Raw genomic sequence first — 20560 nt, 5'->3', positions numbered from 1 at the left:
CAGCGATGGTGCGATGGTCTGTGCGGGCGCTCACGCCAGATAACGCCCGCCGTTGACGCTGAGGGTCTGGCCGGTGACGTAGGCGGCTTCCTCGGAGGCGAGGTACGCCACCGCGTAGGCGATGTCGTCCGGCTCGCCGGCCCGCTTCATCGGCATCGTGGCGGCGGCTGCTTCCACGTCGACCGGACCCTCGCGGACCAGGGGGGTGTCGATGAAGCCGGGCGGCACGTGGTTCACGGTGATGCCCTTGCCGATGTACTCGACCGCGAGGGCCCGGGTGAGGGCGATGACGCCGCCCTTGGAGGACGCGTAGTGGGCCATGGCGGGCGCGCCGGTCTGCGCGGAGGACGAGGAGATGTTGACGATCCGGCCCCAGCCCGCCTCGACCATGTCGGGCACGATTTCCTTGGTGACCAGGAACGGGCCCTTGAGGTTGATCCCGATCATGCGGTCCCAGGACGCCTCGGAGATGCTCGTGAACGGCTCGTAGGCCGTGATGCCCGCGTTGTTGACGAGGATCGTGACCGGGCCGAGCTCCTCGCGGGTGCGGGCGGCGGCCCGTGCCACGGCGCCGGCCTCGGCCGCGTCGCCGGAGACGGCGATCGCCGTACCGCCGGCCTCCTGGATGGCCGCCGCGGTCTTCTCGGCGCCCTCGCTGTTCAGGTCCCACACCGCGACCGCGGCTCCCCTGGCCGCGAGCACCTTGGCGATCGCCTGGCCGATGCCGCGGCCGCCGCCGGTGACGACGGCGACCTTCCCTTGAAGTGACATGTGTGCTCCCTTGCGCTCGTGCGCGGTGCCGGCGAACCGAACACCGGTGGTTCGGCTATTCGCCCAGGGCCTCGCGGGCCGCGGTGCGGGCGGCGACGGCCCGGGGGAAGCCGGTGTACCCGGCGGAGTGGTAGAGGATCTCGGCCAGCTCGTCCCTGGTCACGCCGTTGGTGAGGGCGACCCGGACGTGGGTCTTCAGCTCGGTCTCGGCGCCGAGCGCGATCAGGATGCCGAGGGTGACCAGGCTGCGGTCGCGCGGGGCGAGGCCCTCGCGGCCCCACAGCGCGCCCCACACGGTGGACAGGCCGATCTCGACGAGATCCTCGCCGAGCTTGCCGTCCCGCATGTCGAGGTCGCCCTCGGCGGGAACCACTCCGGGCAGCGCGGCCCGCAGGGCTTTCAGGCCCGCGACGCGCAGATCGGGGGTTTCCTTGACGTCTTCGGCGCTCATGCCCGACTCCCGGTTCATGCGATTGCATTCGTCCCAAACGAAAGTTAGATCAAACGGTCGGTACAATCAATGCCTGTACGGATATGGCTGGTCCAAGCTCTCTCCGTCATCGCCATTGATCGGGCCCAGCCCCTCATCTACTCTCGGTCTGAATATTCGACCGACTGGTCGAACTATCAAACCAGGGTCATGTGCGAGCCGCAGCCCCAGTCGCCTTGGAGGGCAAATGAGCGAAACTTCGAAGCCGGCGGTCCCGGACAGGGTGGACGTGCTGGTCCTGGGCGCGGGTGTCACGGGCATCTACCAGCTGTACAAGGCCCGCGAGGCCGGGTTCTCCACCCGGCTCCTGGAGGCGGGCACCGGTGTGGGCGGCGTCTGGTACTGGAACCGCTACCCCGGGGCGCGCTTCGACTCCGAGAGCTACACCTACGGCTACCTGTTCTCGAAGGAGCTGTGGGAGGGGTGGGAGTGGTCGGAGCGGTTCGCGGGCCAGCCCGAGATCGAGCGCTACTTCAATCACGTCGTCGACAAGTTCGACCTGCGGCGCGACATCCGCACCGGCGTCAAGGTGACCTCGGCGGTCTTCGACGAGCCCTCCGGCACCTGGACCGTCCGGGGCAGCGACGGCACCGAGGTCCGGGCCCGCTACGTCGTCGCGGCCACCGGCAACCTCTCGGTGCCGTTCATCCCGAACATCCCGGGGCGTGACGACTTCCGCGGCGCGCAGCACCACACCGCGCGCTGGCCGAAGACGCCCATCGACTTCACCGGCAAGCGGGTGGCCCAGATCGGCACCGGCTCCAGCGGTGTGCAGATCATCTCCGCGATCGCCGACGACGTAGCGCAGCTGACGGTGTATCAGAAGGACGCCGACTGGCTCACGCCGCTCAACAACGGGCCCATCGCGCCTGAGGAGCAGGCCGAGTTGAAGGCGAACTTCGAGTCCATCCGCGAGACGCTGACCACCTCGCCGAGCGGCTTCCTGCACCAGATCGTCATGCGCTCCGGCCTCGACGACAGCCCGGAGGACCGCCAGGCGTTCTACGAGGAGCGGTGGAACGGCCCCGGCTTCACCAAGCTCACCGAGCACTACATGGACATGCTGTCGAACGAGACCGTCAACGCCGAGTGGTGCGCGTTCATGGCCGACAAGATCCGCAGCATCGTCAAGGACCCGGAGACCGCCGACAAGTTGATCCCCAAGGCCCATGGCTACGGCGGCCGTCGGCCCCCCTTCGGCACCGGCTACTACGAGACGTACAACAAGCCGAACGTCTCTCTCGTCGACATCAACACGACGCCGATCACCCGCATCACCGAGGACGGCATCGAAACCGCCGACGGTGTCGAGGAGTACGACGTCATCATCTGGGCGACCGGTTACGACTTCGGTACCGGCGCCCTCAACAGGCTTGGTGTGCAAGGCCGTCAGGGCCTCCCGCTCAAGGAGTACTGGGCCGACGGCCCGCGCACCTACCTCGGCGTCGCGACGGCCGGCTTCCCCAACTTCTTCTTCCCCGGCGGCCCGCACGGCGCGACCGGCAACAACCCGCGCTACGCCGGCGACCAGGTGGAGATCATCACCGACGCCATCGTCCACACCCGGGACAGCGGTTACGACGTCATCGAGGTGACCGAGGCCGCCGAGGAGGAGTGGACGGACAGCATGAACAACAGCACGATGTCCTCCTTCCTGGAGAGCAGCTACTTCTACGGCGGCAACATCCCCGGCAAGCCGGTCAAGCAGCTTCTCAACCCGACGGGCAGGTGGGCGCTCCAGGAGGCGATCAACGCCGTGAAGGAGAACGAGTTCCCGACCTTCGTCCTCACCAAGGCCGAGAACCCGGACGCCTGAACGCCCGGACGCCCGTGCCGCCCTGGACGTGGGCGGCACGGGCGTCCGGGTTCCCGCGCGCTGCTCCTACTCCGCGAAGGTCGTCACACGCTGCTGGAAGCGCCAGACGCCGTCCTCGCGGCGCAGGACATCGTCGTAGCGCCCGACCATCTGGACGCTCCAGCCGGAGTCGCCGCGCGCGAAGAACGCCAGGTTGCTGGTGGCCGTCGCCTCGTCCTCGGTCGCGGAGGTGACGACGGTGTTGGCGATCAGGTGCAACTGCGGTGCCTGGGGCGCGAATCCGCCGAAGCCCTGCCGGATCGCCTCGCGGCCCTCGAACTTGGCCATGCCGACTATCTCGGCGACACCGTCCGCCGTGTACAGCTCGGCGATGTCGTCGGCCCGTCCGGCGTCCAGGGCCTGGGCATAGGCGGCGATGGCGGTCTGTACGGCCGCCGTGACGGACGCGTCGATCGTGGTGGTCATCTCACTCCAGGGTCGGGAAGGAAGGTCAAGAAGGGTGCGGGCGACGGCAGTTACGCCTGATACGTGGTCCTCCTGCGCTGCAGCAGCCAGGTGCCGTCGTGCCGGCGCAGCGTGTCGTCGTAGTGCCCGACCACGCCCACCGCCCAGCCCGCGTCGCCGCGCTGGAGGAAGACCACGTCGCTCAGGGCGCGGGCCTCGTCCTCGCCCGTGGACGTCACGACGGTGTTGGTGACCAGGTGGAGCTGCGGCCGGACCGGCTCCCAGCCCTTGAAGGCCGCGTGGATCGCGTCGCGCCCCTCGACCGGGTCCATGCCCGGGATCTCCAGGACGCCGTCGGGCGCGTACTGCGCGACGACCTCGTCGGTGCGGCCGGCGTCCTGGGCCTGGGTGTGCGCGCCGAGGACGGCCCGTACGCCCGCCACGACCCACGCCTGTGTGGATTCGCTCATTCTTCGCTCCAAGGTCGGGTGTTTCGACCACTCAGTCTATTGATGAGTCGAAGATAAAGGGAGGGGTGCGCGTCGGATTCGTTGACCGATCGGTACAATCACAAATAACATGCGGGCGGCTGGTCAACGGGGACTGTCGCCGAAGGAGGCGTGATCATGACGAAGCGTTGGAAGCAGCGTCCGCCGGGCTCTACGTGGGGCGATTGGGGCGAGGACGACGAACTGGGCCGTATCAACCTGCTCACCTCCGAGAAGGTTCTGCAGGGGGTCCGCGAGGTCGAGCACGGGATCAGCTTCAGCCTGAGCCTGCCGCTCGACTATCCGGGCGGGAGCGAGCTGAACCAGCGGCGCTACCCTCCGATCCTGCGGCCCACCGAGGACCTCGAACACAAGCAGGACGTCTTCTACAACATCAGGGGGCGGGAGCACTTCTCGCCGCACCTCACGGATGTGTGGTCCGACGACGTGGTGACCCTCTGGCTGCAGTACTCGACACAGTGGGACGCGCTCGCCCACCAGGGCCAGGAGTTCGACGCCGACGGCGACAGCGTCGCCGAGGCCGTCTACTACAACGGGTTCCGCGCCGACACCGACATCGTCGGACCGCAGGAGGACGCCAAGGGCGACGGCAGCGGCACCCTCGGCTTCGCCCGCCACCTCGGCCTCGAGCACATGGCGGAGCACGGGGTCCAGGGCCGGGGCGTCCTGGTCGACCTGGCCCACCACCTGGGCAACACCTGGCAGCCGGTCAACCTGAAGACCCTTCAGGAGATCATGGCCGCGGACAACATCGTGGTCGAGCCCGGTGACATGCTCCTCCTCCACACCGGTTTCGACACCGCGGTGATGGCCTGGGGCAAGAACCCGGACCCCGTGGGCATCCACACCACGGCCTCCTACCTCGACGCGTTCGACCCGGCGCTCCTGGAGTGGATCGCCGAGTCGCAGATCTCCGCGCTGGTCTCGGACAACTACGCCGTCGAGGGCGTGGGGGTGGGCCCCGAGGACAACACCCCGCACTCGCTGCTCCCGATCCACAACCTCTGCCTCTTCAAACTGGGCGTCCCGCTCGGTGAGTTGTGGTATCTGGAGAAGCTGGCGGCCTGGCTGCGCGAGCACGACCGCAGCCGCTTCCTCCTCACCGCGCCCCCGCTCAACCTGCCGGGGACACAGGGCAGTCCGCTGACACCGGTCGCGACCGTCTGACGGCGGTTTCCAGCGGTTCTACGACGGGAGGGGCCCCCGGGATTCCGGGGGCCCCTCCCGTCGTACGTCCCGTTCAGACCGCGGCGATCCGCCGCAGCGTCTCCGCGATCGTGTCCCGCGACGGCAGCCACACCCGCTCCAACGAGGGTGCGTACGGCGCCGGGACCGACGGCGGTGCCACCCGGGTGACCGGGGCGTCCAGGTGCCAGAAGCCCTCGTCGACGGCCATGGCGGCGAGTTCGGCGCCGACGCCGAAGTCGCGTACCGCCTCGTGCGCGATGACCAGGCGGTTGGTCTTGGCGAGGGACGCGAGGACGGTCTCCCGGTCCAGCGGGGAGATCGTGCGCAGGTCGATCACCTCGACGCTGATGCCCTCCCCGGCGAGCAACTCGGCTGCTGCCACGGCGTCTTGGACCATCCGCGACCAGGAGACCAGGGTGATGTCGGTGCCCTCGCGGACGACCTTGGCCTTGCCGAGCGGGATCAGGTGGTCGGCCGGGGGCCTGGGGCCCTTGAGGCCGTACTGGAGCCGGTTCTCCACGAAGACCACCGGGTTGGGGTCCTGGATCGCCGCGCGCAACAGGCCATAGGTGTCAGCCGGGTTGGACGGCATCACCACCGTCAGGCCGGGGATGTGGGCGAGGATGGCCTCCAGGCTCTGCGAGTGCTGGCTGCCCGAGGAGCGGCCCGCGCCGAACTGGGTGCGGACGACCAACGGCATCGAGGCCCGGCCGCCGGTCATGAAGCGGAGTTTGGCGGCCTGGTTGAGGAGCATGTCGAGGCAGACGCCGATGAAGTCCATGTACATGATCTCGACCACCGGCTTCATGCCGGCCATGGCCGCCCCCACCGCCGTACCGACGACGGCGCTCTCGCTGATCGGGGTGTCCCGCACCCGGCCGGGGAAGGCCTGCGCGAGTCCGCGGGTCAGTCCGAAGACGTTGCCGCCCGCGCCGACGTCGATCCCGGCGACGAACACGCTTGGATCGGCGGCGAGTTCATGCTCCAGGGCCAGCCGTACGGCGTCCATGGACCGGAAGATCTCGGCGTCGGCCGGCAGCGGCGCCGGCTCGGGGATCGGGACGCGGGGCGCGGAGACGTAGTCGTGCAGGGTCTCCGGGGCGGGTTCCGGCAGGCTCCGCGCCCAGTCGATCGCGGCCTCGATCTCCTTGTCGATCTCCTCGTCCACGGCGTCGGCGGCCGCCGCGTCCAGCTGGCGGCGGGCCACCAGCAGCGGGTCGCGTTCCTTGGCGGCGGCGACCTCCTCGGCGGGGCGGTAGCGCTCGGGGTCGCCCTCGTAGTGACCGTGCCAGCGGTATGTCTCCGCCTCCAGCAGGACCGGGCCGCCGCCCGCGCGCAGCCGCGCGACGATCCCGGTCATGGTCTGCGCCACGGCCAACACGTCGTTGCCGTCGACGTGTTGGTACTCGATGCCGTATCCGGCGGCGCGCGCGGAGAGCGGGGCGCGGTGCTGTTCGGCCTCGGGCGAGAACTCGGAGTAGTGGTTGTTCTCGCAGAGGAAGACGACCGGCAGATCCCATACGGCGGCCAGGTTCACGGCCTCGTGGAACATGCCCTGGGCCACCGCGCCGTCCCCGAAGAACGCCACCACCACGTCACCGGCCGCCCGCAGTTTCGCGGCGGTCGCGACCCCGGCGGCGATCGGGAGGCCCGCGCCGACGATGCCGTTCGCGCCGTAGATCCCGAGACCGGGGTCCGCGATGTGCATCGAGCCGCCGCGGCCGTGGCAGGTGCCCGCCTCCTTGCCCATCAGCTCGGCCATCATCGACGCCGAGTCCAGGCCCTTGGCCAGGACGTGGCCGTGGCCGCGGTGGGTGGAGGTGATGCCGTCCCGCGGGCCCAGCGGCCAGCAGGCGCCGACGGCGCTCGCCTCCTGGCCGATCGACAGATGCAGGAAGCCCGGGATCTCCGTCGCCTTGTACAGGTCGGACGCCCGCTCCTCGAAGCGGCGGATGCGGCGCATCCGCCGGTACATCTCCAGGAGCCGGTCCGTCTGTGCGGAGCCGGTGCCGGTGTGATGCGATGCCTGAGTCATACGGTCCTCGCTTTAATGTACCGTTTGGTCTAGCAAACTAGAGCGACGTCCCCGGGACTGCTTCCCCCAGGCGTGCCACGATCCGGCGCCTGTGCGGACCCGGGACAGCACGCACGTCGTCACGGCAAGGGGAGAGAAGAGATGCCACGACCGCCGGGTCATGGGCCGGGCTTCGAAGTCAGACGCCAGAAGATCATCGACACCGCCGCGTCCCTGTTCGCGCAACAGGGCTACGCCGCGACCTCCATCAACGACCTGGGCCGCGCGGTCGGGCTCGCCAAGGGTGCCCTGTACTACTACATCGGCTCCAAGGAGAACCTGCTCATCGAGATCCAGTCGCGGGTGCTCGGCCCGCTGCTGGCCCGCGCCAAGGAGATCGCGGCCCTCGACGAGGTCCCGCTGCTGCGGCTGCGGCTGCTGTCCGAGTCGCTGCTGACGATCATCTTCCGCAGGCTCGACCACATCTGGGTCTACGAGCACGACTACCGCAGTCTCAGCGGCAAGGAACTGGAGACGGTGCTGCGGCAGCGCTCCGACTTCGAGCTGCTGATCACCGGCCTGCTCACGGAGGCCGTCGAGGAGGGGACCTTCCGTGCGGTCGAACCGCACCTGGCCACCCTCCAGTTCCTCAACCTCCACAACCACACCTACCAGTGGGTGCGGCCGGAGGGCAGCTGGGACGCCGCGTTCCTGTCGGGCGAGTACTGCTCGACCCTGTTCCGCGGTTTCGCCGCGTCCGTCGGCGACCTCCCGGACGTCGAGGCGCTGGCCGCCGAGTTCAAGCGGGCCCGGCCCGAACTGCCCCTCGATCCCGAGGCGTTGTGGGAAGCGGTCGCCGTGGCGAGCTGACCGGACCCGCGGTGCGCCGTCGCGCACCGCGGATCCCGCCCGCTCACGCGCCCTGGACCAGGGCCCTGGCGATGACATTGCGCTGGATCTCGTTGGTGCCCTCGCCGATCTCCAGGATCTTGGCGTCGGCGTAGAAACGGGAGATCTCCGACTCCCGCACGTATCCGTAGCCGCCGTGTATCTGCAGCGACTGGGAGGCCGCCCGGTTGGCGACCTCGGAGGCGTACAGCTTGGCCATGGCGGCCTCCGTGCTGTGCGGACGGCCCTGGTCGGCGAGCCACGCGGCGCGGTACACCATCCACCGGGCCGCCTGGTACTCCGTACCGATGTCGGCGATCTTGTGCGCGACCGCCTGGAAGTCCGACAGCGGACGCCCGAACTGGTGCCGTTCCTTGGCGTGTTTGACCGCGAGCGCCAGCGCCGCCTTGGCCAGCGAGAGACCCAGCGCCGCCACGCTGATCCGGCCGCCGTCGAGGACCGACAGGAACTGCCTGAGCCCGTTGCCCTCCTCGCCGATCAGATGGTCGTCGGAGACCCAGCAGTCCGTGAACACCAACTCCCGTGTGTCCATGGCGTGCCAGCCGAGCTTCTTCAGCTTGGCGCCGACCGTGTAACCGGGCGTGCCCGTCGGGACGTAGAAGGTCGCGTACCCCTTGCGTCCGTCCGCGCCCTTGCCCGTCGTGGCCAGCAGGGTGACGCCCTGACTGATGTCGGTGCCCGCGTTGGTGATGAACATCTTGGTGCCGTTGATCACCCAACCCCCGTCCGCCCGGCGGGCGGTGGTCGCGATGCCGGCCGCGTCGGAGCCGGCGTCCGGCTCGGTCAGCCCGAAGGCGCCGATCGCCTCGCCCTTGGCCAGCGGCGTCAGCCAGCGGTGCTTCTGCTCCTCGGTGCCGTACGCGAGCAACGGCAGCGTGCCGATGGTCGAGTGGGCGTTCCACGAGGAGGCCACCGACTGGTCGGCGGCGCCGAGTTCCTCCATCACCGCGACATAGGTGACCGTGTCCGAGCCCGCCCCGCCGTACTCCTCCGGCACGAGCATGCCCATCAGGCCGAGTTCGCCGAGCTTGGTGAAAACCTTGGTCGGGAAGATCTCGTTCTCGGACCACTCGGCCGCGTGGGGCGTGATCTCGTTGGCCGCGAACTCGCGGACCATGTCCTGGAGAGCGAGGGTCTCCTCGGGCAGGTCGAAGTCCATGTCACAGTCCCTTCGGGGTCAGCAGCACCTTCAGGTGCTTGGCCCGGTCGGCTGCCAGGTCCTCGAAGACACCGGCTCCTCCCGAGAGCGGAAAACGGCCGGTGATCAGGGCGGAGGCGTCCAGGCGTCCGGTGCTCATCAGATCGATCACGCGCGGGATGTCGAAGTTGTAACCGAGCGTGCCGACCACCGACCGCTCGTAGAACACGAGTTGGCCCATGTCGAACTCGACGCTGCCGTGCCCGACCCCGGCCAGCACGACCCGTCCGCCGCGCCGCACGATCGACACGGCCTGGCCCGCGAGCGCGGGCACGCCGGTCGCGTCGATGACGACGTCCGGGCCGATCCGGCCGGTCCGCACGAACACCTCACGCCGTACGTCCGTCTCACGCGGGTCGAAGGCCTCGGTGACGCCGATGCCGAGCAGCATCTCGCGGCGGCCGGCTAGGGGTTCGCTCACGAACAGCCCTGCGGCGCCCGCGATTTGGGCCGCCAGCACCACGGCCACGCCGATCGGGCCGCCGCCGACCACGAGCACGTTGTCGCCCGGCTTGACCCCGGCCCGGGTCACGGCGTGCAGGCCGACCGCCAACGGCTCGGCCACGGCGGCGAGTTCGTCGCTGACGTTGTCGGGGAGGCGGGTCAGGCCGGCCAGCGGTACGGTGACGCGTTCCGCGAAGGCGCCGGGTGAAGCGAGGCCTACGGAGCCGCTCTTGGGGCAGATGTGGTACTCGCCGCGCGTGCACCAGAAGCAGGTGCCGCAGCGCCAGACCGGGTCTGCGGTTACTCGGTCGCCGATCTTGATGCCGGGCGCGTCCGCTCCCAACGCGACTACTGTGCCGCTGAGTTCGTGGCCCAGGGCGAGTGGGGGCTTGGTGCCGGTGAGGGGGTGGGGGCCCTCTCGGATCATGTGGGGGCCTTCTAGGTACTCGTGCAGGTCCGTTCCGCAGACTCCGCACCACGTCACTTCTACGACGGCTTCGTGGGGCGCCGGGTCGGGAGGGTCGGCCACCTCTTCGTAGCGGAGATCCTGTGCACCGTGCCAGACGAGTGCCTCCATGTTTTCCGCCCCTTTCACGTTGATTTTTGGCTGCGGGCCCGGTGGGGGCTGGTCGCGCAGTTCCCCGCGCCCCTTAGGTGGGGTCGCTGAACCTTGCTTTGCCAGGACCGGAGTTGAGGAATGAGTTGAGGCCCGTCGCGGCATCCTTGGTCGCGAACACGCCTGTGAACAGGGCGCGTTCGAGAGCCAGGCCGGTCGACATGCTCGCGTCCGTGCCGTGGTCCACTGCCTCTTTGATGGCTTCCAGGGCTGCGGGTGGGCCCTCGGAGAGTTGGTGGGCGTAGGTCAGGGCGGCCTGCAGGGCGGTGCCGGTGGGGACGACCTCGTCCACCAGGCCAAGGCGTAGGGCCTCCTCCGCCTTTACCCTGCGGCCGGTCATCAGGAGGTTCTTCGCGCGGGACGGGCCGATCAGGCGGGTCAGGCGTTGGGTGCCGCCCGAGCCCGGCATGATCCCCAACTGGACTTCCGGCTGGGCGAAGACCGCGTCCTGTGCCGCCACGCGGTAGTCGGCGGCCAGGGCCAGTTCCATGCCGCCGCCCAGGGCGTAGCCGGTGACCGCCGCGATCACCGGCATGGGCAGGCGGGCGACCTCGTCGAAGGTGCGCTGCAACGCGCGGTTCCAGCCGCGGATCTCCTCCGGGCCCATCGCGGCCAGGGCCTTGATGTCGGCGCCGGCGGCGAAGAGCCGCTCGCCGCCGTAGAAGACCACGGCTCGTACCGAGGGGGAGTCGGCCAGCTCGCGTACGCGGGCGGACAGCTCCTCTCTCTGTGCGGAGTCGAAGGCGTTCATCGGCGGGTTGTCGAGGCGGAGCGTGGCGACCGGTCCGTCGGTGTCGAGCCGGATGCGTGGCACGTAGAACCCTCCTCGTCGGCTGAAGCGGCGGCACGTGCGCTCGGATGGTTGTCGTCGCGCACGCGCCGTCGTAAAGTGCGGCTCATAGGTTTTATAGACCAAGGGGTACACTAAATTATGTGAGTGGGCAACCGACCGGTCGGGATCCGGTTTGCCCCATGAGCCGTGGTCGAGCCGTGTTCAGCGCCGAACACCACAGAGCGAGAGTGAGCCGTGCACAATTTCGCGAGCATCCTCGATTACCACCTGGCGCAGCGGCCCGAGGCCGTCGCCGTCGTCCAGGGCGAGCGTTCTCTGACGGTCCGCCAACTGCAGGAGCGGGTGAACCAGTTGGCGGCGGGCCTGGCCGAACTGGGCGTCGGGCGCGGCGATGTCGTAGGCCTGCTGCTCTACAACCAGCCGGAGTTCCTGGAGCTGGTGTACGCGACCAACCAACTCGGCGCGGTCTTCCTGCCGCTCAACTACCGCCTCTCGGAAGAGGAGTGGCAGTACATCCTGGGCCACGCGCAGGCCAAGGTGATCGTCACCGAGCCGGAGTTCGTGCGGGCGGTGGAGCGCAGCGCCGGGTGTCTGACCGACCTGGAGCACCGGGTCGTGATCGGCGGCGACCTGCTCGACGAGCCGTGGATCGGCTACGAGGAGCTGCTGGCCCGGCACAAGGGGGAGCGGGTGGAGCCCGTGGATGTCGGGCTCGACGACCTCCAGCGGCTCATGTACACCTCCGGCACCACCTCACGGCCCAAGGGCGTCCGTATCACCTACGGAAACCTCCAGGCCAAGAACCTCGCCCACATCGTCCACTTCGGTCTGACGGCGGCGGACACCACGCTGGTGTGCGGACCGCTCTACCATGTGGGCGGTCTGGACATGCCGGCCCTCGGGGTCCTGTACGCGGGCGGCGGTGTCGTACTCCAGCGCAGGTTCGACCCGCAGGCCGTGCTGGAGGAGATCGAGAAGCACCGCGTCACCAATGTGTGGCTGGCGCCCGCCATGGTCAACGCGGTCCTGGAGGTCCCCGATCGCGAGGAGTACGACACCAGCTCGGTCCGCTTCATCCTCGGCGGCGGCGAGAAGACCCCCGAACCGGTGCTCCGGCGCATCATGACCGCGTTCCCCAACGCCTGGTTCGCCGACGCCTACGGCCTGACCGAGACCGTCTCCGGCGACACCTTCCTCGACCGCGAGCACGCGCTGTCCAAGCTGGGCTCGGTCGGGCGTCCCGTGCCGCACACGCGCGTGCGGATCGTCGACGACACGGGGGCCGAGGTCCCGGCCGGTGAGCTCGGCGAGATCACCCTGCGCGGCCCGAAGGTCTTCGCCGGGTACTGGCGGGACGAGAAGGCCACGGCGGCGGCGATCCGGGACGGCTGGTTCCACACCGGGGACATCGGGCACGTCGACGAGGACGGCTTCCTCTTCATCGACGACCGCAAGAAGGACATGATCGTCTCCGGCGGCGAGAACATCGCCACACCCGAGGTGGAGCGGGTGCTGTACGAGCACCCGGCCGTCCTGGAGGCCGCCGTGGTCGGCATCGACCATCCCCGCTGGGGTGAAGTCCCGCGCGCCTTCGTGGTGTTCAGGCCCGGCGAGAGCGCGGGGCCGGAGGAACTACGGGAGTTCTGCCGGGCGCGCCTGGCCAAGTTCAAGGTGCCGGCCCGCTTCGACATCGTCGACGAACTGCCCCGCACCCCGTCCGGCAAGGTCCTCAAGCGGACCCTGCGCGACCTCCCCGCGAAGGGCTGAGCCATGACGGACGTGAACGACGTGAATGCCCAACTCCGGCTCGACGGACGGACGGTGTGGGTGACGGGCGCGGGGAAGGGGCTGGGGCGCGCGATCGCCGTCGCCCTGTCCCAGGCGGGCGCGACCGTGGCAGCAACGGCCCGTACGGCGGCGGACCTTGACAGTCTGGAGGCCGAACTCGCCGCCCACGGCGGCAAGGTGCTGGTCCTGCCCGGCTCGGTCGCCGACTCCACCGCCGTACGGACCATCGTCGGGCGCATCACCGACGACACCGGCCGACTCGACGCGGTCGTCAACTGCGCCGGTACGAGCCCCCACTTCACCCGCAGCGAGCGGGTCACCGACGAGGACTGGCAGCAGGTCCTCGACGTCAACCTCCAGGGCACCTTCTACTGTTGCCGCGAGGCGGGCAAGGTGATGCTGGAGCAGCGGTCCGGCTCGATCGTCAACGTCTCCTCGGTGCACGCCCGCACCGGCTTCGAGCGCATCGCCGCCTACGCCGCCAGCAAGGGCGGGGTCGAGGCACTCACCAAGTCCCTCGCCGTGGAATGGGCCGACCGCGGGGTCCGTGTCAACGCCCTCGCGCCCGGCTACTTCCACACCGACCTCAGCTCCGGCCTGCTGGCCAGCCGCTGGGGCGAACGCATCGTCGACAGCACGCCGTTGGGCCGCGTCGGCGACGTGACGGAACTCGGCGGAGCCGCGGTCTTCCTCGCGTCCGACGCCTCCCGCTTCGTCACCGGGACGACCCTCACGGTGGACGGCGGTTGGACCGCGCGGTAGCTGTACTGATCATGAGCGCGGTCACTGCTCCGGCGCGGGCCGCACGGTGAGCATCTGGAGCGCGTGTCCCACCGGGCCGTCGACGTCGTGCAGCACGGTGCTCGTCAGCCCCTGCCCGGTGGGCCCGAAGGTGACCGTCGTGTCCAACCCGGTCCAGTCGCCCACGGGTTGGCGGTGCAGGTGGACGGTCAGGTCGACGTTCGGGTAGATCCAGGCGGTCGGCGGCTGTCGTACGGCGATGCCGTTCGCGGTGTCGACGAGCGCGAGATAGGACGCGAGCGGGCTGCTGGGCTCACCGGCGACGAGGGCGTGCCGGGTGGAGATCCAGGCGGTCGTACGGCCCGGTCGCGGTGGCGCGAGTGGCCGTACGTCCACGGAGGCGATGTATCCGCCGGGCCACAGAGCGCTCATCTCCCAGGGGGCCAACTCCTCGGGAGGGGTGAGGCGTTCGGTGGGGCCGCCCGCGACGGCGGAGGTGTCGATCGCGGCGAGGAACCAGGCCCGGGCCCGCACCACCGGTCGGCCGGCGACCAGCACCACGGCCTCGACCAGCTCGATCGTGCGGCCGGGGCGGACGACCTCCACCTGGATCTCGCACTCGTCGAGGGCGAGCCGCCCCAGGATGTCGTAGCTGATCCGCGTCATCACGAGCCCGTCGCCGCCCGGCCGCGTCGCCAACCGGCGCTCGATGGCGTGGACCACGAGCCCGCCGAGCGGGCTGAAGTGCAACTCGTCGGGGTCCCAGGCGCCGCCCGCGTGAGCCGTGGGCTTGTAGCGGTGCTCGTCGATGCGCTCGTAGTAGCTGTCGGGGACCGGGGTTCCGGTGTTCAACGGACTTCTCTCCCAAGGCTGTTCTCGCCGTGCGTGCCGTGCTCTGTTCCGGTGACCACTCTGCCACCTGCGGAAAGGTCCATACCGGACGCGTCAAGTGATGGAGGAACGGGGAGGGTCGGGACGCGACCCGCGGTCGGATCCTGAACGGAAGTCACGCCCTGGGCGCCCGCATCGACGAACTGCCGCTGATTCGGCTTCAGTTGTTGACGGCGGGCGGGGGCGGGACTACAACCCGGGGAGAGCGCTCCCAACCCCACTGAGGAGACCCTCCATGCAGACGTCAACCGGCATCTCCGCCAGACCTCCGACCGGAGCCGTGCGCTCCCGTACGGCTCTCGGTCTGGCCGTCGTCCTGATCGTCGCCTTCTTCGCCGCCCTGAGCCCCTCACCCGCCCGCGCCGCCGACCAGTTGCTGTCCCAAGGGCGGCCCGCCACCGCGTCCTCGACCGAGAGCGGGTCCTTCCCCGCGAGCGCGGCCGTCGACGGCAACACCGGCACCCGCTGGTCCTCCGCCTTCGCCGACCCGCAGTGGCTTCAGGTGGACCTTGGAACGGTCCAGCAGATCACCCGCGTCTCGCTCAACTGGGAGGCCGCGTACGCAACCGGCTACCAGATCCAGACCTCCACCGACGCGACCACCTGGACCACGATCTACTCCACGACGACCGCCACCGGCGGCACCCAGAACCTCACTGTGACCGGCAGCGGCCGCTACGTCCGCCTGTACGGCACCGCCCGGGCCACCCAATGGGGCTACTCCCTCTGGGAGTTCCAGGTCTACGGCCCCGGAAGCACCACCCCGCCCGACGACTTCTGGGGCAGCACCAGCGACATCCCGGCGGCCAACAACGCCGTGGAGGTGAAGATCCTCAACCGCACCAACGGCAAGTACCCCGACAGCCAGGTGTATTGGAGCTTCAACGGGCAGACGCACTCCATCGCCGAGCAGCCCTACCTGGACATGCCGGCCAACTCCGCGGGCCGCATGTACTTCTACCTGGGCTCACCGACCAGCTCCTACTACGACTTCATCGAGTTCACGGTCGGCGGCAACGTCTTCAACGGCAACACCACCCGCGTCGACGCCTTCGGCCTCAAGCTCGCCATGCGCCTGCACAGCAAGGACGGTTACGACACCGAGGTCGGTGAGAACCGGGCGACCTTCGCCGAGGACCGCGCGACCACCTTCCAGCGGTTCACCGACGCGGTGCCGGCCCAGTTCAAGGTGCTGGCGCAGACCCAGGCGCCGTACCGGATCATCGCGCCCGGCAGTGACCCGAGCTTCCGCGCGGGCGGCGCCAACGCCAACTACTTCACTTCCTACGCCCAGTCGGTGGGCGTGAACGCGGCCACCTCCGACATCTTCGGCTGCGCGGGCTCGCTGGCCGCCGACCCCAACATGTGCGCTGCCCTCAACCGCCATGTGGCGACGCTGCCGGCGTCGCAGCAGTCCGACCCGGCGCAGTTCTACAAGGCGGCGCCCGCCAACTACTACGCCAAGTTCTGGCACGACAACGCCATCAACCAGCTTGCCTACGGCTTCCCTTACGACGACGTCGCTGGCCAGTCCTCGTTCATCTCGCACGCCGACCCGCAGTGGCTGCTGGTCGCCGTCGGCTGGTAGGCACGGACGCACAGCGAAACGGGGCCGCCCTCGTCAGGAAGGGCGGCCCCGCTTCAGCTTCTCCTGGCGGGAGTTACTGGACGTTGATCGTGAAGGTGGACGTGGTGTTGCGGATGTCCTGGGCGTTGCCGCTCATCCGCAGGTTGACGAAGGTCGCCGAACCCACGGCGGGTCCCTGACCGGGTTCCGGCAGCTCGTTGGCCCAGATGCCCCACCCGGACTTGGCGTCGAACGCGTCTCCGCTCTTCTTGGAGTTGGTGATGGAGATGTCGGTGAAGATCGTGTCCTTCACCGGGAACTGGGCTTGTCCGCCTACGTAGTTGGTCTGGAACATCACTCCGCCGTACGTGGAGTTGTCGATGTCCACGTCGTTGACCCGGATGCCCTGGAACACCTTCGAGGCGGAGAACGCCCAGATGGCCGGGAAGACCTGGGAGCCCCAGAAGTGGCCGCCCGTTCTGTCCAGGGAGACGTTCTCGATCGTCGTCGGATCGGTCCCGAAGCCGTTCATCGGGTAGCCGAAGTCCAGCGAGGAGATCGTGATGCCGGAGTAGACCAGGGTGTCGGCGACCCTGATGTTGCGGAAGGTGTTGTCGAAGCCGCCGTAGACCGCGATACCGGCCGCACGCCAGGTGAGTGTCGAGGTCAGGTTCTCGTAGAGGTTGTTCTTCTCGTCGGAACCGCCCGCGTCGATCGCCGAGAAGAGCGCGAAGCTGTCATCGCCCGTGGCCCGGGCGTCGTTGTTGACGACGTGGTTGTCCGTGGAGCCGTTCGTCATGTTGATGCCGTCGGCGAACGTGTCACGGATGCGGGAGTTCTTGATGGTCATGTTGTCGGTGTTGGCGCCCCAGTACATGCACACCATGTGCTCGACCCAGATGTCGTCGATGGTGATGTTGGAGACGTTGGAGAAGTCGAAGACCTTTCCTGGACCGTCGATTCGGGACGTGTAGTTCCCGAAGTAGGCGAAGCCGGTGAACGACGAACCGTTCGCGGTGGCCTCGGCCCGGATGCCGATGTCGGTGTTCTCCTGCGAGGCGGGGGCGTGGAAGCGGGTGAACCACGATCCGGCTCCTACGACCTTGACCGCCTTGCCGTAGACCTGCAGCTTGCTGGAGGTCTCGTAGTCACCCGCGGGAAGATAGACGCCGACGAGCTTGCCCGTGGTGTCCATACGGACCGTGTCGAGCGCGTTCTGCACGTCCTGCTGCGCGAAGCCGGCCGGGACCACGTAGGCGGCCGGGTCCGGGTTCGGAGTCGCCGTCGCCTGCTCGGTGTTGATGAAGTCGATCGCGTAGGTGGAGGTGTTGGCCGCGTCCTTCTGGAGCCGGATCTTGGAACCTGCCGGAACTGTCCTGCCCAGCAGGAGATTCGCCTCGTCGTAGATGTGGCGCTGGGTACCGGCGCTCGGCGAGTTGCCGGGTGCGGTCTCGGCGCCGTACAGCCAGGCGTACTTGGAGGTGAGGTCGATGGCCTTGAGGAACTGGCCGTCGACGTAGACGTCGAGCGTGGTGTCGGTGCCGTCGGGGACGGAGAAGCGGGTGACCAGGGTGTTGGTCGACGCGCGGGTGGTCCATTCGACGTACTGGCCGGTCGAGTTGAGGGTCACCGCCTTGCGGCCGCTCGCCTCCCCGGCGATGTCGCCGACGGTGCGGTTCGGGCCGACGACCTGGGCGCCGCCGCCCACCGTGCCGTCCTCGGCCTCGTACATGTCGTAGGGCATGTCGGCGCCGCGGCCGACGAACAGGGGTTGTGTGGTGGTGTTGTTGGTCCGCTTGACCGGGAGTTCGTTCGTGTCGTCGGCGATGACCGTCTTGACGGTGAACTTGCCGTTGACGGCCGTCCAGGAGCCGAGGCTGACGGGTGCGGTCGTCTGGCCGGCCGCGATGGTGCCGTTGTAGGAGCCGGTGAGTGTCTTGACCGTGGCGCCGTTGGCGTCCAGGAGCGTCAGCGTGACGCCGTGGGTGCCGGAGGCCGAGTCGACCGTCCCCTGGTTCTTGATCGCCACGGTGAACGTGACGTTGTCGCCCGCCGAGGCGCTGGAGGGCGTCCAGGCGACCGGTGCGGCGACCAGGTCGGAGCTGGAGACCGGCTTGACGACGAGGGCGTCCGGGGCGGTGTAGACGTTGTTGCCCTCGTTCTGCTCGATGACCTTGTTGGACGGGTCCACCTCGGCGCCGAGCGGGTAACTCCCCGCGTCCCGGGTGCCGATGCTCGCCGTGACCGTCGTCGACGCGCCGGCCGCGAGCACCGGGACGTCGGCCGTGGCGGCCTTCGTGCCGCCGAGCGTGAAGTTCAGGTCGGTGGCCTTGGACGCCTTGCTGCCGCTGTTGGTGACCGTCGCCGTCAGGCTGATGGCGTCCGACTCGACCGGGGCCGCGGGCGTGTGGGTGATGCCGGTGACCTTGAGGTCCGGGTTGGCGGCCGGGGTGCCGATCACCTGGAACTCGGCGACCTGCCCGCCCGGGGCACCGGTGTTGGAGGCGAACTTGAGCTGGATGTCGGCCGCGGCGCCGGAGACCGGGATGGTCACCGTGTTGCCGCTCGACGGGTTGAAGACGTAGTCCTTCGCCGCGACGAGACTCGTGAACGCGGTCGCGTCCTGGTCCCGGCCCAGCACCTGGATGTTCTGCGTACGCGTCGACCACGCGGGGTCGGGGTTCAGCTTGACGACGACCTGACTGAGGTCGGCGTTCGCGCCCAGCTTGGTGGTGAGGGTGGCCGGGTAGGCGCCGCCCCCGCTCTCCCAATAGGTGGCTGTCTGGCCGTCGTTGGCGTTCGCGGCGACATAGGTGAAGGTGTACGAGGAGGCCTCGATGGGCTTGCCCTGCGCGAGGTCGGAGCCCGCGCCGTTACCGGCCCGGGTGACGCTGTTGCTCGCCACCGACACGTTCCCGGCGGCGTCCTTCGCCTTCACGTAGTAGGTGACCGTGGCCGTCGCCGACGGGGTGTCGGTGTACGAAGTCGCGTCACCGGCAACGGACTTGAGGAGCTGGTCGTTGGCGTAGACGTCGTACCCGGTGACCTGGACGTTGTCGCTCGACGCCTGCCAGGTCAGCTTCACGTCGCTGCCCGACTGCGTGTAGGCGAGGTTGCCCGGTGCGGTGGGCGCCTGGGTGTCGCCGGTCGAGCCCTTGCGGGTGACGCTGTTGCTGTTGGCGGAGACGTTGCCCGCCGCGTCCTTGGCCCGCACGAAGTACGTGATGTCGCTGCCGGCCGGCTGGGTGTCGGTGTACGTCAGGACGTTCCCGGCGACGCTCGACCTCAACTGCCCGTTGGCATAGATGTCGTAGCCGGTCACGGCGGTGTCGTCGGTGGCCGCTGTCCAGTTCAACTCGATCTGCCCGGTGGCCGGTTCGGTGTAGCTCAGGTTGCCCGGCGCGGTGGGCGCCTGCGTGTCGCCGGTCGCCGGTCCGTAGACCTCCAGCTCGGACACCTGCCCGGCGGGCCAGCCGGTGTTCGCCGTGATCAGCACCCGCACGTACCGCGTGGTCGTCGCGTCGAACGCGATCGTCGTCGACTGGGCGGTGGAACTGTCGAAGGTGTACGCCTTCGAGGCCGTCAGGTCGGTGAAGTTCTGGTTGTCGGTCGACCCCTGGATCTTGAGCGTCTGACTGCGGCTCGGCCAGCTGCCCGGCAGCCGCAGCGTCACCTGGTTGACCCTGACCGACGAGCCGAGGTCGACCTGGAGCCACTGCGGGAACGCGTTGTTCGTGCTCTCCCAGTAGGTGTTCTGGTTGCCGTCACCGGCGTTGGCCGCGCCGTAGACATCGGCGTGCCCGCTCTCGCTGAAGGGCTTGCCCAGGGCGAGGTTGGCGGTCTCGGCGGTGGCCGTGAGGACCTGCATCTCCGCCAACTGGGCCGTTCCGGCGACCGAGTTGGCGCTGAAGTCGGCCCGCACGTACCGGGCGAGGGTCGAGGGCACGGAGATCTTCACGGTGTTGTCGGCACCGGGGCTGAAGACGTACTGCGCCGACGACTTGAGCGTCGCGAAGCTCTTGCCGTCGTCGCTGCCCTGGAGCGCCAGCGTCTGCCTGCGGGTCTGCCAGCCCTCGGGCAGCCGCAGCACGACCTGCCGGACGCGCTCGCTCTTCCCGAGGTCGGTCTGCACCCACTGGGCCGACTTCTTCCCGGCCTGCCAGTAGGTGTCGGTGTCGCCGTCGGTGATGTTGGTGGCCTTGTGCGCGCCGCGGGTGCTGCCCGCGGTGGTCTTCGCGTCCGCGGCGACGTTGGGACCGCCGGCCGCGTGCGCGCTCACGGCGGGCAGGCCCAGCACCATCACGGCGGAGGCGAGCGCGGCGATCGCCGCGCGGCGTCTGGGGGATCTCTTCTTGTGTCGGGTCGGTCGAGTCATACGGGT

16 protein-coding genes are annotated in these 20560 nt (G+C 69.1%); 6 read left to right on the top strand and 10 right to left on the bottom strand.

Annotated features, from left to right (window positions below; all coding sequences use genetic code 11):
- Positions 1 to 30: 30 nt before the first annotated feature.
- The gene (locus OG504_RS11895) at positions 31 to 771 is read right to left on the bottom strand and encodes an SDR family NAD(P)-dependent oxidoreductase (protein WP_405989788.1); all 741 of its coding nucleotides are present in this window, start codon (positions 769 to 771) and stop codon (positions 31 to 33) included.
- Positions 772 to 826: 55 nt separating this feature from the next.
- Positions 827 to 1222: a carboxymuconolactone decarboxylase family protein gene (locus tag OG504_RS11890; protein WP_366429749.1), complete on the bottom strand. Its 396-nt coding sequence runs from the start codon at positions 1220 to 1222 to the stop codon at positions 827 to 829.
- Positions 1223 to 1448: 226 nt separating this feature from the next.
- Between OG504_RS11890 and OG504_RS11885 the strand changes: the two genes are divergently transcribed.
- On the top strand, positions 1449 to 3077 hold the full coding sequence (locus OG504_RS11885) for a flavin-containing monooxygenase (RefSeq protein ID WP_405989787.1): 1629 nt from the start codon (positions 1449 to 1451) through the stop codon (positions 3075 to 3077).
- A gap of 66 nt (positions 3078 to 3143) precedes the next feature.
- Here OG504_RS11885 and OG504_RS11880 read toward each other — a convergent pair whose 3' ends face one another.
- Both OG504_RS11880 and OG504_RS11875 read right to left on the bottom strand, forming a co-directional pair.
- The gene (locus OG504_RS11880) at positions 3144 to 3542 is read right to left on the bottom strand and encodes a nuclear transport factor 2 family protein (protein WP_405989786.1); all 399 of its coding nucleotides are present in this window, start codon (positions 3540 to 3542) and stop codon (positions 3144 to 3146) included.
- Positions 3543 to 3592: 50 nt separating this feature from the next.
- Positions 3593 to 3991, bottom strand: a complete 399-nt coding sequence (locus OG504_RS11875; protein WP_405989785.1) for a nuclear transport factor 2 family protein — start codon at positions 3989 to 3991, stop codon at positions 3593 to 3595.
- 156 nt (positions 3992 to 4147) lie between these two features.
- Here OG504_RS11875 and OG504_RS11870 point away from each other — a divergent pair, with 156 nt between their 5' ends.
- Positions 4148 to 5197: a cyclase family protein gene (locus OG504_RS11870; protein ID WP_405989784.1), complete on the top strand. Its 1050-nt coding sequence runs from the start codon at positions 4148 to 4150 to the stop codon at positions 5195 to 5197.
- A gap of 73 nt (positions 5198 to 5270) precedes the next feature.
- On the opposite strand, the gene OG504_RS11865 is transcribed toward OG504_RS11870, so the two are convergent.
- Positions 5271 to 7253 (bottom strand): pyruvate dehydrogenase complex E1 component subunit beta, encoded by a 1983-nt coding sequence (locus OG504_RS11865; protein WP_405989783.1) that lies wholly within the window; start codon positions 7251 to 7253, stop codon positions 5271 to 5273.
- Positions 7254 to 7394: 141 nt separating this feature from the next.
- Here OG504_RS11865 and OG504_RS11860 point away from each other — a divergent pair, with 141 nt between their 5' ends.
- A complete protein-coding gene (locus tag OG504_RS11860; RefSeq protein ID WP_405989782.1) occupies positions 7395 to 8102 on the top strand; it encodes a TetR/AcrR family transcriptional regulator in 708 nt (235 codons plus the stop codon).
- A 43-nt stretch (positions 8103 to 8145) separates the two neighbouring features.
- Here the strand turns inward: OG504_RS11860 and OG504_RS11855 are convergent, their stop codons facing one another.
- The 3 genes from OG504_RS11855 to OG504_RS11845 all read right to left on the bottom strand — a co-directional run bounded on the left by OG504_RS11855 (position 8146) and on the right by OG504_RS11845 (position 11204).
- The gene (locus OG504_RS11855) at positions 8146 to 9300 is read right to left on the bottom strand and encodes an acyl-CoA dehydrogenase family protein (protein ID WP_405989781.1); all 1155 of its coding nucleotides are present in this window, start codon (positions 9298 to 9300) and stop codon (positions 8146 to 8148) included.
- Position 9301: 1 nt separating this feature from the next.
- Entirely contained in the window at positions 9302 to 10360 is a 1059-nt protein-coding gene (locus OG504_RS11850) for a 2,3-butanediol dehydrogenase (RefSeq protein WP_405989780.1), read from the bottom strand.
- 73 nt (positions 10361 to 10433) lie between these two features.
- Positions 10434 to 11204, bottom strand: coding sequence for an enoyl-CoA hydratase/isomerase family protein (locus OG504_RS11845; RefSeq protein WP_405996306.1), 771 nt, complete (start codon positions 11202 to 11204; stop codon positions 10434 to 10436).
- Between the two features lie 222 nt (positions 11205 to 11426).
- Between OG504_RS11845 and OG504_RS11840 the strand changes: the two genes are divergently transcribed.
- Positions 11427 to 12959, top strand: a complete 1533-nt coding sequence (locus tag OG504_RS11840; protein ID WP_405989779.1) for an acyl-CoA synthetase — start codon at positions 11427 to 11429, stop codon at positions 12957 to 12959.
- A 3-nt stretch (positions 12960 to 12962) separates the two neighbouring features.
- Positions 12963 to 13742 (top strand): SDR family NAD(P)-dependent oxidoreductase, encoded by a 780-nt coding sequence (locus OG504_RS11835; protein ID WP_405989778.1) that lies wholly within the window; start codon positions 12963 to 12965, stop codon positions 13740 to 13742.
- A gap of 21 nt (positions 13743 to 13763) precedes the next feature.
- Here the strand turns inward: OG504_RS11835 and OG504_RS11830 are convergent, their stop codons facing one another.
- Complete coding sequence (locus tag OG504_RS11830; RefSeq protein WP_405989777.1) at positions 13764 to 14573, bottom strand: thioesterase family protein; 810 nt, start codon at positions 14571 to 14573, stop codon at positions 13764 to 13766.
- Positions 14574 to 14847: 274 nt separating this feature from the next.
- Between OG504_RS11830 and OG504_RS11825 the strand changes: the two genes are divergently transcribed.
- Positions 14848 to 16200 (top strand): beta-1,3-glucanase family protein, encoded by a 1353-nt coding sequence (locus tag OG504_RS11825; RefSeq protein ID WP_405989776.1) that lies wholly within the window; start codon positions 14848 to 14850, stop codon positions 16198 to 16200.
- A gap of 73 nt (positions 16201 to 16273) precedes the next feature.
- Here the strand turns inward: OG504_RS11825 and OG504_RS11820 are convergent, their stop codons facing one another.
- Positions 16274 to 20554 carry a discoidin domain-containing protein gene (locus OG504_RS11820; RefSeq protein ID WP_405989775.1) on the bottom strand — a complete coding sequence of 1427 codons (4281 nt, stop codon included), beginning with the start codon at positions 20552 to 20554 and terminating at the stop codon, positions 16274 to 16276.
- Positions 20555 to 20560: the final 6 nt, after the last annotated feature.

It is taken from the genome of Streptomyces sp. NBC_00986, from assembly GCF_045162565.1.
Lineage (GTDB): Bacteria > Actinomycetota > Actinomycetes > Streptomycetales > Streptomycetaceae > Streptomyces.
This window is presented reverse-complemented; position numbering and strand designations above follow the sequence as displayed.

What these genes read in the sequence shown, in the direction of transcription:
- OG504_RS11855 (WP_405989781.1), bottom strand. Translation starts at nt 9,300, where the DNA reads ATGGACTTCGACCTGCCCGAGGAGACCCTCGCTCTCCAGGACATGGTC.
- OG504_RS11850 (WP_405989780.1), bottom strand. Translation starts at nt 10,360, where the DNA reads ATGGAGGCACTCGTCTGGCACGGTGCACAGGATCTCCGCTACGAAGAG.
- OG504_RS11835 (WP_405989778.1), top strand. Translation starts at nt 12,963, where the DNA reads ATGACGGACGTGAACGACGTGAATGCCCAACTCCGGCTCGACGGACGG.
- OG504_RS11875 (WP_405989785.1), bottom strand. Translation starts at nt 3,991, where the DNA reads ATGAGCGAATCCACACAGGCGTGGGTCGTGGCGGGCGTACGGGCCGTC.
- OG504_RS11885 (WP_405989787.1), top strand. Translation starts at nt 1,449, where the DNA reads ATGAGCGAAACTTCGAAGCCGGCGGTCCCGGACAGGGTGGACGTGCTG.
- OG504_RS11860 (WP_405989782.1), top strand. Translation starts at nt 7,395, where the DNA reads ATGCCACGACCGCCGGGTCATGGGCCGGGCTTCGAAGTCAGACGCCAG.
- OG504_RS11895 (WP_405989788.1), bottom strand. Translation starts at nt 771, where the DNA reads ATGTCACTTCAAGGGAAGGTCGCCGTCGTCACCGGCGGCGGCCGCGGC.
- OG504_RS11880 (WP_405989786.1), bottom strand. Translation starts at nt 3,542, where the DNA reads ATGACCACCACGATCGACGCGTCCGTCACGGCGGCCGTACAGACCGCC.
- OG504_RS11890 (WP_366429749.1), bottom strand. Translation starts at nt 1,222, where the DNA reads ATGAGCGCCGAAGACGTCAAGGAAACCCCCGATCTGCGCGTCGCGGGC.
- OG504_RS11825 (WP_405989776.1), top strand. Translation starts at nt 14,848, where the DNA reads ATGCAGACGTCAACCGGCATCTCCGCCAGACCTCCGACCGGAGCCGTG.
- OG504_RS11820 (WP_405989775.1), bottom strand. Translation starts at nt 20,554, where the DNA reads ATGACTCGACCGACCCGACACAAGAAGAGATCCCCCAGACGCCGCGCG.
- OG504_RS11865 (WP_405989783.1), bottom strand. Translation starts at nt 7,253, where the DNA reads ATGACTCAGGCATCGCATCACACCGGCACCGGCTCCGCACAGACGGAC.
- OG504_RS11870 (WP_405989784.1), top strand. Translation starts at nt 4,148, where the DNA reads ATGACGAAGCGTTGGAAGCAGCGTCCGCCGGGCTCTACGTGGGGCGAT.